The following is a 14,723-nucleotide window of genomic DNA, read 5'->3' as shown; positions in this document are numbered from 1 at the left end:
AGGTCTATAAATCGGAAGCTTTCCCCCTGAGAATCTGTTTTGGTGAAAATTTTTGATGGGGTCATATCCAACAGGTCACTCACACGCTGTCCTGTATAGCAGCCAATCAAAAGCCAGTCACGGGCATGAAGCAGGTCTTCCCCTATTATATTTGCGTTTTTGATTTTTGAAAGTTCCTCAAAGTTTAAAAACACTTTTATAGAGGTCACACTCTCAATGGTAAACTTATCAACCTGAGGGTGAAGCAGCTTCCCATTTGCTCTGGCATCAAGCAATACTGTTTTTAGGTTTTTTAAGGTTCTGTTAGCCGTTGATTCCATTAGCTTGTCTTTTACCATAAGCCAGTTCTTAAATTCAAGTATTACCCGTTTGTCAACCTCAGCAAATACATAGTTCTTTTTCTGGACATCCTGAAATCGTGAAAATTTATCCTCAAGCATAAGGTACTGATGATCGGTCGTCTTTTTTGTTTTCGCTAATGCCCGAAGCTCGTTAAAGCTTTTCATGTAGTTGACCACAATATCGTCACTGGTCTTTACATCTATTCTATCAAAAAAAAGACTGATCTTATTTTTAAGCCAATGAGAATCAAATAAAACACCTCCGGTTAGATCATCATTATACGATTTTAATATAAACTTTTCTAAATCGTTTAAATCAGAAGTCAGATTTTTATTATGAGGGTTGTTTTGCTTGGGAAGAGAAGTCTTATCACTCCAGTCAGAATAATCAATCTGCAAGCCTGTAGAGTTTCGCATTTTAAGATCTTTCGATATTGATAGCTGAATTTGGATTGTACTGCCTTTTGTTTTGCTACGCAGATAGTATTTTACTGTTGCCATATTGAATATTTAAAAACAAAGATATTCAAACTAAATAGTGTGTCAAAATTTGTGTCAATATTTTCGACTATTTATGAAATGATATAAAATCTATTGCAATAAAGATTATTTACAAAAGTGCCATGAATAGATTGTATACAAATATTTTATTGCATTTTTAGAGAGAATAAAGAAAATAGTACATTGCATACTTGTAGTACCTACGGAATGACAATGGCTCTGTATAAATTGTACTGCTATGTTTAATAAAAAAAGCTGTTTCATTTCTGAAACAGCTTTTGTATGTTATAAAATCAATAATTAGAATTTAATTACAGATTTCATTTTTTCGTTTTCTTCCATTACCAACTCGTCATCAACAAGGATTTTCCCGGAGTGCTCATCAATGATGATTTTCTTTCTCTGAGCAATTTCCATCTGCTTTTGAGGAGGAATCGTGAAGAAAGATCCTTTTGGAGCTCCTCTTTCCAATCCTACTACAGCAAGACCGTTGATAGAGTTTGTTCTGATTCTGTTGTAAGAAGCCAGTAATCTCTCATCGATTTTAGCTGCGAATTCTTTAGACTGCTCTAAAAGATATTCTTCTTCTTTCTGTGTTTCAGAGATCAGACCATCCAATTCTTCTTTCTTGAATTTCAAGTGGCTTTTCAAATCGTCGATCTTAGCATTCAGTTCGCTTAAAGTTTCGTTTTTGTGAGCAATTTTAGCTCCGAATTCTTTAATTCTTTTTTCAGCAAGCTGAATTTCCAGATCCTGGAATTCTATTTCCTTCCCTAATGCTTCAAACTCTTTATTGTTTCTTACATTATCCTGCTGAGATTTGTATTTCTCAATTAAAGTTTTAGCATGGTTTATCACTTCATGCTTTGTTTTGATCTGATCTTCCTGATCTTTGATATCTGCATGAAATTTTTCAGCTCTTTTTTCAAGACCTTCAATCTCGATTTCAAGATCTTCAACTTCAATTGGCAATTCTCCTCTAGTATTTCGGATTTCATCCAATCTTGAATCAATGATCTGTAAATCGTATAAAGCTCTTAATTTTTCTTCAACTGAAATATCGTTGGTTTTTGCCATATTTAAATGAAATAATTTACTGGGTTTGTTTTTTCAATAGATTTTGAAATTGCAAATGTACTAAATTTTTGTGATAAAATTTCAAATAATTGTTGAGTAACAAATTGTTCAGATTCATAATGTCCTATATCACAGATCAGCATTTTAGACTCTGCCAGAAAATAGTCATGGTATTTAAGATCTCCGGTAAGGTAAGCATCACATTTTTTAGCGGCTGCAGATCGTATTCCACTGGCCCCTGAGCCCCCCAGAACCCCTACTCTTTTGATTTTTTTATTATTGAAAGCAGAATGTTTTATGACTTCAAGGCCAAACTTTTCTTTCACAAACCCAAGGAAATCTTTTTCATCCATTTCTTCTTCCAGGTCTCCGTACATTCCCAGCCCGGCATGATGATTTTTATTGTCCAGGCTGTATATCTGGTGGGCCACTTCCTCGTAAGGGTGTGCCGCTTTCATCGCTCCTACAATCTGGCCTTGTTTAAAGCTTTCAAAAATTACGGAGATCATGTCTTCATCCGCATTTTCACGAACTCCCTGCTGTCCGGAAAACGGATTGGATCCTTCCACCGGTCTGAATGTCCCGTTTCCGTTCACAGTAAAACTGCATTCGTCATAAAACCCGATATTGCCTGCACCAGCCGAAAACATAGCTTCTTTTACTTTCCCTGAATATTCTTTGGGTACAAAGACCGTTAATTGTTTTAGATTATTTTCTTTTGGCTGAAGGATTTTCATATTCTTCAGTCCCAGCTGACTGCAAATTCCATGATTTACTCCGAAGAAATCATTATCAAATGCAGTATGAACGGCATAGATTGCCACTTTATTTTCAATAGCCTTTAAAACAGCTCTTTCCACATAGTTTTTTCCTGTTAAGGATTTTAATCCGGAAAATATAATAGGATGAAAACATACAATCAGATTACAGTTTCTTGCAACAGCCTCCTCTACCACATTCTCCAGCGCATCATGGCATACCAGAATTCCGGATACATCGCGGTCATAAACACCACACAGCAATCCTACATTATCAAAATCTTCTGCCTGTCTGATACTTATTTCCTCTTCTATCTTTGCAATTACAGTTTTTAGTTTCATTAATCTATATTTTACGGTTAAGCGAAGATATTAATTTTAAGCTTGTTTAAACTTTTATATTCACTATTTTAACCACAAAAGGCACAAAAGTTTTAAACACTTAAGTTTTTTCAGGGCCAAAACTTATGCGTAGTAAGCTCACCTAAGTTTTGTGAAAATCTTTGATTTTCATTTTACTGTCAACTTTTCTACGGTGTCATTTTAAACTTACTTAAGTGAACTCAAGCGTTTTAAAATGAAACCTTTTGTGGCTTTTGTGGTTGGGTAAAGTTTAAACAACTTTTTTACTAAAAATCCGGAAAAATTTCTACAGCAATAAAAAACCGGCTTTCATCGGCCGGTTTCATTTTGATATTAAAAGAATAAAAAAGGCTGTTAATCTTTGAAAAGCGATACTCTGATAAAGGATTCTATTACTACACCGCAGTTTATATCAGACTCCATAAAAAGCTGATAGCCTCTGCCCGGATCAAGACTCGCAGGGTCTGCAATGGTATAGAAATAAAAGGTAAGAATGTTACCTGTTCCACTTGAACCGCTTGGAACCAGCTGGATAGAGTTAATTTCAAAACCGGAATCAGGATTTTTAAAAGTAGCTTTTATTGATCCTGATGAATTGGACCCAGGAGTAATTGTAGCAATGGCTCTCCAGATATGTACTTGCCCGTAAATTTCATTTTCCCTCCATTTACCGGTAGCCGAGACATAAATATTACTTGTAACTCCCGGAAACGGAACCGTTGTTTCCGGCCAGCTTGTAGTAGGGCTTGGCGCGAAGACCAGTGGTGTGGCATAAAGTACCTGTTGTCTCGGGCCATAGCCGCTTCCTGCTGCACTTAAACTGAATGAAGGTTTTACATTTGCGTTTCCAGAATTTATTTTAACGACACCGTCGTTACCAGCCTGAGAAGATGTGGGAACAAAAAGCTGTCTCCAGAGGGTACCATCCCAATACTGGAAGTTATTCGTTGTCGTATTAAAAATAAGGGTTCCTGCAGTAAGGTTAGCATTTACAACACCTGCAGGAGGCACTGTGGAAGCATTATTATCAGCCAGGTAAGTATCCCGGTCGGTATCGGTAAGACGAGGAATAAGAATTCCTTTCTGGTTGGAAACTATATCCAGTACTGAAGCACCATTTGGAGCTGTAGTATTAATCCCAACCTGATCATACATAAAACTGCTTATCAAAAACAGCATAAACAAGGTTAAAATTTTTCTCATGATATAAAGCTTTTGTAGAATAAAATTACAAACTTGGCCTATAAAAATGTTAAAAAAAACATTTTTATATGTCATATTTTATTCGTATTTTACTAAATATAACACATTGAAAAACATGCAATTAACTACAAATAATTCACCTTTTAATGATAGAAAATTCATTAACATTTGCAGGATTCTTTTAACAATCATATATTTACCCTATACTTTGCAGAAATTATTAACTTCGCTGTGAAATAACCCTATAGAAATGGAAAGAGAACATAATCTTGTTCCTGAGGACAAACTTTGGAAAAGATACCTTTACAGGATAATTTATCGCTCCGATACAAAGCTTGGAAAACTCTTCGACATCATATTATTATCTTTAATTCTTGTAAGCACTGCCATTATTATGATGGAAAGCGTGCCTAAGCTTGATAAAAGATTCCATTATACCTTCCTGATCCTTGAATGGGTAATCTCGATTTTTTTCACTGTGGAATATTCTATGCGGATTGCTGTAGTAAAAAATAAGCGTAATTATATATTCAGTTTTTTCGGAATCATAGACTTCCTTGCTCTTGTACCTTTTTACCTCAGCTTTTTCTTCCCCGTCACCAAATATTTCCTGATCTTCAGAATGCTGAGAATGCTGAGGATATTCAGAATTTTCAATTTGCTGGATTTTATGAATGACGGTTACTTAATTGTAAGGGCTTTAAAGAACAGTTCAAGAAAAATTTACATATTCCTTCTGTTTCTGATCATTTTCTCTGTTATTGTAGGCTCGCTTATGTTTATGGTGGAAGGCGGAAGAGAAGGCTTTGAAACGATACCGCAATCCATCTACTGGGCAGTGGTTACTGTAACCACCGTAGGATATGGTGATGTGTCTCCTATTACGCCTTTAGGAAAGTTTTTTGCAGTTGTTCTGATGCTTGCCGGTTATTCCATTATCGCAGTTCCTACCGGTATTGTAACAGCGGAAATGAGAAACAAAAGACAGAACCTGGAAATGGTATGTGAACGGTGTGGCAATGATGACATTGATGATGACGCAAGGTACTGCAAGAAATGTGGCAAGAAATTAGCTTAATATTTGATATAAGTAAAATTTATTCACCAAATACCACAAAATCATGGAACCGAAAAAGAAAAACAGACCGAATAGCCTAGTGATTATTCTTTTTGCACTGGTAGTGCTGATGATCATCATTTACTTTATCTTAGTAATGTTCTTCCCTACTGTTTTTGATCTTATGAATAAGGGAGATATACAGCCGGTACCCAACAAATGATAAGTAATGGGTAATAATTCATAAATAAATGATCATCATGATAAAATAAAAAAGATGAGTGAAATATTTCGCTCATTTTTTTGATCAATGAATCTCTAAATAAATCATTCCCTAATAAAAAATGACGGATCACATGACCCGTCATTCTCTTTTTATTTAAATGATTAATTACTTTTTAATCGCTTTAATGGTCTGCTTAGTCCCGTCCTTCATTTCAAGAGTTACCAAATAGACACCTTGCATTAAATCCCTCAAATGGATCGCAGATTCAGGGTTCGTAATGGTTTTTACCAGTCTTCCTGTAGCATCTGTTACCGATATATTTTTTACATTCTTACTGTCAGAGATATTCAAAACATCTGTAAACGGATTAGGATAAACCTGGATCGTATTTTTTGCCACTGCAACTTCAGATGTTGCAAGGTTGGCATTGTTAATACTAATATCATCAATATACAGATAATACTGGTTAGAATCTGAATATGCATTAAATCCAAAGAAATACACGCCTGTTGCAGGAACTGTAAATGTCACAGACTCCGTATGGGCAACTCCATCATTGATTGAAGGATAATCTGCTACAGAACCTGTCATCGCTGCTGCATCCGGTGAAGTTCCGTAGGCTACTTTCAATTTTTCAACATAGGTTGATGAGTTATTACCATATTTATAGCTGATCGTGTACTGTACTCCTGCCGTTAAATTCAGTCCTTGTGTAAAGAACCAGGTATTTGCAGCGTTGGAAGAATTATAATGGTACTTTAATACATTAGTTGTGAATCCCTGGCTGTCAGAAGGCGGATCTGACGTTTCCCAATTATTTCCTGCTCCCGCATTAACACTCATTGTACAGCCTGGAAGAGCAGGAACAGTCACATTTTCAAAATCTACAGTATAAGGAATGCCGGTACTTGAACATAATGTTGTAAATGAAGCAGACTCACTCCATACACTTTTACTTGTAGCACTGCATGCGGATCTTACCCATACATAGTAGGCAGTGGAAGCAGCTAAACCTGGAATATTATAAGTGGTCGCAGTAATTCCTGTGAAATTAGGTGTACTTGTTGATGTAGGTGCTGTATTGGTTGTACTGTAATAAATATCATATCCGTTTGCAGGTACGGGAGTTGCCGCTGTCCAGGAAACCGTAGCTCCTGCCGCGGTAAGATTAGAAATAACCAATGCACTAGGCTCACTGCAGGCCGGTGCTACATCTATATTGATATCATCCACGTATAATTTATTCATATCAGCATCAGAATAGGCCTGGAATCCAAAATAATAAACCCCTGTAGAAGCTGGTGTGAAGTTTACAAAAGCACTTGTTGCCGCACTGGTGACAATATTAGGATAATCTGCCAATGTATTGGTCATTCCTGCACCTGTAGCGGAAGTTCCGTAAGCTACTTTTAACTTTTCAGCATACACAACTCCTTCTGCATTTGCATATTTGTATTTGATTCTGTAGGTAACTCCTGCGGTAAGGTTAATTCCATTCGTGAAGAACCAGGTATCAGCGCTATTGGCATAGTCATAAGAATATTTAAGTACATTTCCTGTAAATCCTTGTGCATCCAGGTCATCTGTTTCCCACATGTTTCCGGAGCCGTCATTAACCACTGAGGTACAGTTCGGCAGATCAGGAGGAGTAATACTTTCGAAATTCAAGGTATATGGTACTCCTACAGCAACGCAGGATGTCATAAATGTAGCCACCTGAGACCACGCACTTCTATCTGTAGTAGTACATACGGAACGTACCCATACATAATAAGTAGTTGCCGGTGCAAGTGAAGGCAGATTGGCAGTAAGTCCGGTGCTTGTTCCGGAAGGTACGGTAGTAGCAGGAGGATAAGTACTGGAAGTTGAATAGTAATATTCATAACCAATGCCTGGAGCAGAAGACGGAGCTGTCCATCCAATCTGGGCTGAATTTGCCGTTACGGCAGAAACAGTTACAGCAGACGGAGCAAAACAGGTTGGAACGGCACCAATTACAACTGTATAGTCATGGGCTTCTCCATATCCATCCATATTACAAGGAATAGGATCACTCGAATAACGGTCTCCTACCCTCATTCTGTAAGTACCGGGAGTAACGGTAGAAGGAATTGCTATAAGTCCCGAAGTAATATTGTTTCCTCCTACAAAAGTACTGCTTGCAGAAGCTACAAGCTCCGGAGCTACATCGTCAAAAGTTCCGTCATTATTAAAATCTATCCAGATGCGTACATTCTGGTCACTGTAATTATGTTTAACGCTAAAATCATAACTCAAACCTGCATTCAGGTTGATTGTCATAGAAGTGTAATCTCCGTATGCATTCGTAGAGCATCCTGTATTCGAATGATCAAATCCGGCACCCGGAATTTTAAAAGAATCTATCATGTCCCCTCCATTACAACCACTGGCAAACTGAGGCGTACAGTAATTCTGTGCGGAGGATAAAAAGCCGGTTATTAAGAAACCAACAAGTAAAAAATTTCTCATATAAAAACAGTATTAGTTAATCAAATCTAGTGAAAATCAGTAATAAAAAAAATAATTTCTTCGTAATATGACAACAAATACAATTTTTCTTTCAATAAAAAACAATCTTCTCCATAAAAAAAGACGGCTCAGATTGAGCAGTCCTTTTTTCATATCATTTAAAAGTCACTTATCTTTTAATTGCTTTAATGGTTTGCTTAGACCCGTCTTTCATATTTAAAACAACCAGATATAATCCTTCTTTCAGATCTCTCAGCTGAAGTTCAGAAGATGGTTTTTCAATTGTCTTAATCAATCTTCCGGAAGAATCTAGAATGGAAACTGATTTTACGTTATGTGGTTTTGCAATATTCAGTACGCTTGTAAATGGATTTGGGTATACTTCTATAGTTTCTTTTTTATCAGAAACTTCAAGAGTACCAAGGCTGGTTACCTTTTCTATAGCAATGGTAAAAACCCCTTCCACTGTATCAGTATAGTAATCCCGATCTCCGATATTTATATAATATTCGTTTCCTGCAATAGTTGGCAAATCCATTATAACCGGACTTGAACCAGTAAAATCTACTCTTTTTACACACGTTAAGTTTCCACAATTTCCTTTATAGGCACCAATACCAAAATTAAATGTGCTATTTAAAGGTCTTGAAACTGTAATCTTATGCAGAAAACCATCACCAACGAAGGTAAACCATGTCCCGTCATTCATTGCAGAATTACAAGAATTTATAAATCCGTTATTATTGGTAGTATGCTCAGCATCAACTTGTGTATAAGTATATGGAAAATTTGAAACCGTCAAAGCACCAGTACAGTCATCATTAACAGGAGGCAGCAATGTTCCTACACATATATTGAATTTAACGGCAATACCAACACCTGTACTGTATGCCCTTATATAATAGGTTTCACCCGCAACCAACCCTGAAACATTATTAATATAACTAGAACGATTAACACTTCCGCCACATTTTACACTTGTTAAAGCACCACAGCTACCTTTGAAAACCTCAAATCGTATATCCTGCTGTGTACCACTTACTCCAACATCTATAATATTTTTAAAACTAATTCTGTGGTTGGCTCCTGTTGCTACAAATTTAAACCACACATCATTCTGAACCCCGATTCCACCACACGAAGCTGCAGGTAACATCGTTGAAACTGTTGCTCCCAAAGTACTTCCTTCAAGCCCCCCAACACAGGTCAAATCCGGATTAATAGTCAAAGAAACAGCATTTGTACATTCATCATTTACAGGAATCGGTGTCAAATCTTTTGTAATACATAAATCAAAATTGAAACCCGATTGGGGTGTTCCTTGTACATCAAATACTCTGAGATAATAAGTTTCTCCCACCGTAAAACCAGTAACAAGTCCAACAGCCCCTCCTATTCCTACACATATAGGATTAGCACAACTGCCACCAAACACATTAAAATTTAATCCTCCCAAAGAGTTTGGTTCTCCCACAGCAACTTTATTAATCAATTTAATGATATGCTTGGTATCGGTTGCTATAAATTTATACCACACATCATATCTGGAGAAATTGTCACAAGATACAGCAGACTTCGTTGATGATAAAGTTGTTCCGGAAGTAACGTTGATACAATCCATCCCAGAATTCACAGGAACACTTATAGCATTGGTACAATTATCATTGGCTGGCGGTGGTGGCATTGTCCCTACACATATTTCAAATTTATGAGATGAATAACCTGAGCCACTGAAGACTTTAATATAATAAGTCTCTCCTACAGTAAGGTTGTTAACTATAGAAAGAGGACATGATGCGCTTGTCATATAACCACAATCAGATCCGGAGCATAATATACTTGTCAAATTACCACAATCACCTTTTAAAACCTGAAAATAAACATTACCACCTCCTAATGGCACGGAGGTTACGTTCTTTAAATTAACTGTATGAGTAACGGAAGTAGCTGTAAACTTATACCATACGTCACCAGTACTGGTACCACATGATAATGCAGGAGATGATACAGTTGACATCACAGTAGTTCCAGAAGTAAAATCAACACAATTCAGATCTGGATTTACAGGCAGAGTTATAGCATTCATACACTCATCATTGGAGGGTATACCTGGCACTGTTGTAAATTTCTGATTAACACAACCGGAAGACTCTCCTGCCGACCCCACTGCTGTTACTTTAAGATAATAAACTGTACTTGCCAAAAGTGGAGATAACGGAGTAAAGTTTGTTGTCGTTACCGATTGCTGATTAACGACATCTGTTCCTCCCGCAGTAGTTCCGACAGAAACTTTATAACTTGTAGCACCCTGTACAGCAGCCCATGTAAAATTAGGCAGAACCGGTACATTCGAAGCATTGTTTGCTGGATAACTGATTATTGGACAATCCGGTAACAGATTGGGCACTAACCCCATAAGGCTGACCACTGGTTTATAAGGTAGAAAATGGCCAACTGGAGGATTTGCAGGGTCCGGATTAACAGTATTACTTTCAGTATAAAGAGCCTGCTCCATAGTATTATATACAAAAAACGGATTATTTGAATTAGAATTAAATCCATTTTCATCTACTGCAACAACTAAGTTTCTTACATTATCATATGGAAAAGGAGTAGCAAATGTCATCTCTGCAACGCCGTTTACATTAGTAACCGTACCTGAATAAACCTGAGTCATTTCCCCAACAGGAATCCACCCAATTTGATAATCTAAAGAGTTTTTTGTAGTGTGCCCTAAATAAACCACCAATTTGATAAATAAGAGGGATTTGCAGAAGGTGTTAAGTAAAATTTAAGCCCTGTAATATTACCTGCTGCATCAGCATTGATTTCTTGTTTTGTATAAATCTGCTGGGAATAAGAGAAGGCAAAACCACTGTTGACCGGAGCATTACCCGTGTCTGTACTTCCTGCTCCTAATTTGATTTGAGCACTTAGTACAATACTTAACATCAGTAAGCATAAAAATAAGGTTTTCTTCATGTATAAGTTTTTGGTTATTAATACATCTACGAATTTACAATAAATTTAAAAACACCTTTTAAAAAATTTAAAAATAAAAAAACGACAGCTGTTTAGCTGTCGTTTCATGTTATATAATTAATACATTTTATCTTTTAATTGCTTTAATGGTTTGCTTAGACCCGTCTTTCATATTCAGTACCACTAAGTACATTCCCTGTTTCAGATCAGCTAAATGAAGTTCAGAAGAAGGATTGTCAATAGTTTTCACTACCCTTCCAGCTGCATCAACCACAGAAGCAGATTTTACCTTAGAAGCATCTGAAATATTCAGAACATCTACAAATGGATTAGGGTAAGCTTTGATTTCATTATTTTTCTTTTCAACCTCAGCTGTTGCCAACCCTGAGCATCCTTGTGTAACAGAAATACTGTAGTTACCGATTCTGGATGCTGCATATCCTGTAAGTAATACATAATAAGTAGTACCTGCAACTCCGGTAAATGTTAATGTAGGAGCATTATAAAGAGTTACTGTACAGCCAGTATCAGCATATCCTACCCCTGAGCTGTTACTGAAACATGTAAGTGATCCGCAGGTACCGGTATACACCCTCAGATAAGCATCATATTGTGTACCGCAAGCATCAACAGTAATAGGACCGTTTTCAGTAGCTGTAACTGTATACCAAACACCTTTATAAGAAGCAGTACTTCCACACGTTGAAGCAGGAAGCGTTTCATCGCCAGCCAAAGCATTAACTCCCTGAACAGTTCCGTTACAAGCTATTGCAACAGCTGTATCACAAGTATCATTTACCACAGCTGAAGGAGTAGTTACAGCAATCTGAAAATTAGATGTTGTAGTAGCTGTACTTGAAGTTGAGAATACTCTTACATAGTAAGTCTGTCCTACAGTAAGATTTTGTAGCAGCACATTGGAATTTCCATAGTCACCGGCAAAACAAGTAATAGCGGTTAAAGAACCACAAGTTCCGGAATAAACCTGTGTAGTTGTTGCATTATCAGAATACAGCACATGTACTAGATGCGTTGCTGCAGTTGCTGTAAAAGAATACCAAACATCATCATTAATACCTGATGTGCTGCATGTAGGAGCAGTTACACCAGAACTTGAAGTAGCACTTACAGTAGAACCGTTCAATGCGTTTACAAAAGCATTTGTACTGCTCACTGTAAGAGATGTTGCATTGGCACAATCATCATTTACAGGTGGAGGTGGAGGCGTTCCGATACAGATATTAAAACTATTGGCATACAAAGTAGAACCATTCGTATTGGAATTGTATATTCTTACATAATAAGTCTGTCCTGGAGTAAGACCGGAAAGCGGTGTATTTACTGCTGTTCCGCATTTAATGCTTGTCAGCGCACCACAAGCCCCACTGAACACCTGAGTATACACACTGGTAGATGTAGATGTTCCAACAGCGGTAACATTTGAAAGCATTACCATATGGTCAGTACCTGTAGCTGTAAATGAGTACCACACATCATCATCCGCTGTTCCTGTACATGGGCTTACCGCCAATCCTGAATTAGTTGCACTCAGAGTTGTTCCGGATACCGGTGAAGCGCACGTTAGTGTTGGGCTAACGGATAGTGCAACAGCACCTGAACATTCATCATTAGCAGGAGCTGCAGGAAGTGTTCCCATACATATATTAAAGGAGCTTGCATAGAAACTTGCGCCTGAATTAGCATCATAAGTATATACTCTCACATAATAAGTCTGACCTGGAGTAAGGCCAGTTAAGTTTGTAAAGTTTGTATTTGAACTGATACATGCAGTACTTACCAGAGCTCCGCAGACACCACTAAATACCTGAGCATACAATGATGTTGTAGAAACATTCCCTACAGAAACTATATTTTTCAGCTGGAAAGTATGACCTGTTGACATTGCAGTAAATTTATACCAAACATCATCGTCAGCTGTTCCCGAACAAGTACCCAGAGAAACTCCTGAACTTGTTCCTCCCAATGTAGTCCCCGCTGTTACACTACCACAACCCATATCAGGATTAATTGTGATCGCAACTGCATTGGCACAATCATCATTAGCCGGCGGTGGCGGTGGTGTACTTACACAGATATTGAAACTTGCGTTAGCTGTTACTGTAGATGAGTAAGTATATACTCTGATATAGTAAGTCTGACCTGGAGTAAGGCCGGTAACAATATTTGTATCAGGATCCGAACACAGTATACTTGTCAGAGTACCGCAGCTTCCTGACAATACCTGGAAATACATATCTGAAACACCTGTTGTACCTCCGGTAGAAGCTACATTAGACAATGCTATCACATGGCTTGTCGCAGTTGCTGTGAATTTAAACCAAACATCATCATTTGGTGAACCGGAACAGGTACCAGCAGCCATAGATTCTGTGGCCCCCAAAGTATTACCTGGAGTTGTTATTGAACAAGTCAAAGAAGGATTCACTGTTAAATTTACAGCTCCGGAACAGTCATCATTTGCAGGAGCTGAAACAGTAGTAGTAAACGTTCTTTCAGTACAACCTGCGGACGCAACGCCACCATTATAAGCTGTAACAGTATAATAATATTGGGTTGTCGGGCTCAGCTGCTGTGCAGCAGTAAGCGTATATGCAGTCACATTTCCTACATCAAAATTATTTAAAATATTGGATGATCCCGCAGAAGTTCCGATACTTAGCTTATATCCTAAAGCACCGCTCACAGCAGACCATGAAAACGGAGTTCGTAAAGGCAGACCGGTTTGAGCCGTAGTGGGTGCATTTACAGAAGGACATTCTAATGTTGACGTTGTAGTAAAAGACCTCTCAGTACATGCAGCAGAAATTCCTGTAGAATTAGAAGCATATACTGTATAATAGTATTGAGTGTTAAAACTCAAAGAATTCGTTAAAGTATATGAGGTAACATTTCCTACATCCTGCATGTTCATCACATTGGTTGCTCCAGGTGTTGTTCCGATACTGATCTTATAAGATGAAGCAGAACTTGCAGAAGCCCACGTGATGGTTGGCAATACAGAAACATTTGTTGCCGCAGCTGCAGGAGCAGAAACAACCGGACAAGCAGGAGCACCGGGAGAAAGCCCCAGCAGATTTGTCACAGATTTTGTTGTTGTTCTTGTTCCGCTAGGAGGTGAAGAAGGATCCGGGTTTGTTGAATCACTTCTGTAATACAGAGTAGAATTGGAAGCCCCTGAGAAAGTATAGAATCTATTGGCAGATGCAGTATAGTCCGGTGTATTCTCATCAACAGCAATCAATAAATTATCTGTATTATTATAAGCAAAAGGAGTTGTAAAATTTACCGTCACCTCACCTGCGGAAGCACTTACTGTTCCGGAAAAAACCTGAGTCAAACCAGAAACAGGAACCCAGTCTGTAGTTCCTGAAAAAGAGGTTTTAGTAGTATGACCAATATATACAACCCAATCTACAGATTTGGAAATATCCGCATTATTGGGAAGATAAAATTTCAACCCGGTAATATTACCGGCTGCATTGGCATTGATTTCACTTTTAGTAAAAATCTGCTGTGTATAGCTGTAACCGTAGTTGACATCAATTGGCGCAACTCCGCTCTGACTGGTTCCACTACCCAGCATTATCTGGGCATTTGTAATGGAAGCTATTAAAAATAAACTTAATAGTAGTAATTTCTTCATAAATATAGTAATAATAAAAGTTAGGGCGGTAAATGTATAAATATTAATTTAAATTTTAAAA

Annotated in this window: 10 protein-coding genes; 2 read left to right on the top strand and 8 right to left on the bottom strand. The window is 37.6% G+C overall.

Going from position 1 to position 14,723, the window contains the following annotated elements:
* The 4 genes from ACE3RB_RS13500 to ACE3RB_RS13485 form a co-directional block, all read right to left on the bottom strand.
* On the bottom strand, positions 1–842 hold an 842-nt coding region (locus tag ACE3RB_RS13500; protein WP_374464682.1), incomplete at its 3' end, for a phage integrase SAM-like domain-containing protein.
* Between the two features lie 300 nt (positions 843–1,142).
* Positions 1,143–1,919, bottom strand: coding sequence for a zinc ribbon domain-containing protein (locus ACE3RB_RS13495; protein ID WP_374464681.1), 777 nt, complete (start codon positions 1,917–1,919; stop codon positions 1,143–1,145).
* 2 nt (positions 1,920–1,921) lie between these two features.
* Positions 1,922–3,019 carry a Nif3-like dinuclear metal center hexameric protein gene (locus tag ACE3RB_RS13490; protein WP_374464680.1) on the bottom strand — a complete coding sequence of 366 codons (1,098 nt, stop codon included), beginning with the start codon at positions 3,017–3,019 and terminating at the stop codon, positions 1,922–1,924.
* A gap of 375 nt (positions 3,020–3,394) precedes the next feature.
* Positions 3,395–4,243 (bottom strand): hypothetical protein, encoded by an 849-nt coding sequence (locus tag ACE3RB_RS13485; protein ID WP_374464679.1) that lies wholly within the window; start codon positions 4,241–4,243, stop codon positions 3,395–3,397.
* Positions 4,244–4,493: 250 nt separating this feature from the next.
* Between ACE3RB_RS13485 and ACE3RB_RS13480 the strand changes: the two genes are divergently transcribed.
* Positions 4,494–5,321, top strand: coding sequence for an ion transporter (locus ACE3RB_RS13480; protein ID WP_374464678.1), 828 nt, complete (start codon positions 4,494–4,496; stop codon positions 5,319–5,321).
* Positions 5,322–5,364: 43 nt separating this feature from the next.
* Positions 5,365–5,523, top strand: coding sequence for a hypothetical protein (locus ACE3RB_RS13475; RefSeq protein WP_374464677.1), 159 nt, complete (start codon positions 5,365–5,367; stop codon positions 5,521–5,523).
* 168 nt (positions 5,524–5,691) lie between these two features.
* Here ACE3RB_RS13475 and ACE3RB_RS13470 read toward each other — a convergent pair whose 3' ends face one another.
* The 4 genes from ACE3RB_RS13470 to ACE3RB_RS13455 form a co-directional block, all read right to left on the bottom strand.
* Positions 5,692–8,016 (bottom strand): GEVED domain-containing protein, encoded by a 2,325-nt coding sequence (locus ACE3RB_RS13470; protein WP_374464676.1) that lies wholly within the window; start codon positions 8,014–8,016, stop codon positions 5,692–5,694.
* Between the two features lie 169 nt (positions 8,017–8,185).
* Positions 8,186–10,762 (bottom strand): T9SS type A sorting domain-containing protein, encoded by a 2,577-nt coding sequence (locus ACE3RB_RS13465; RefSeq protein ID WP_374464675.1) that lies wholly within the window; start codon positions 10,760–10,762, stop codon positions 8,186–8,188.
* Positions 10,750–10,998: a hypothetical protein gene (locus ACE3RB_RS13460; RefSeq protein WP_374464674.1), complete on the bottom strand. Its 249-nt coding sequence runs from the start codon at positions 10,996–10,998 to the stop codon at positions 10,750–10,752. Before ACE3RB_RS13460 ends, ACE3RB_RS13465 begins: the two co-directional genes overlap by 13 nt.
* A 127-nt stretch (positions 10,999–11,125) precedes the next feature.
* Positions 11,126–14,662 carry a T9SS type A sorting domain-containing protein gene (locus tag ACE3RB_RS13455; protein WP_374464673.1) on the bottom strand — a complete coding sequence of 1,179 codons (3,537 nt, stop codon included), beginning with the start codon at positions 14,660–14,662 and terminating at the stop codon, positions 11,126–11,128.
* Positions 14,663–14,723: the final 61 nt, after the last annotated feature.

The sequence above is a fragment of the Chryseobacterium sp. genome, from assembly GCF_041914225.1.
In the GTDB taxonomy this organism is placed as follows: Bacteria; Bacteroidota; Bacteroidia; order Flavobacteriales; family Weeksellaceae; genus Chryseobacterium.
The sequence above is the reverse complement of the archived record's forward strand: the minus strand, read 5'-3'. Positions and strand labels throughout refer to the sequence as shown.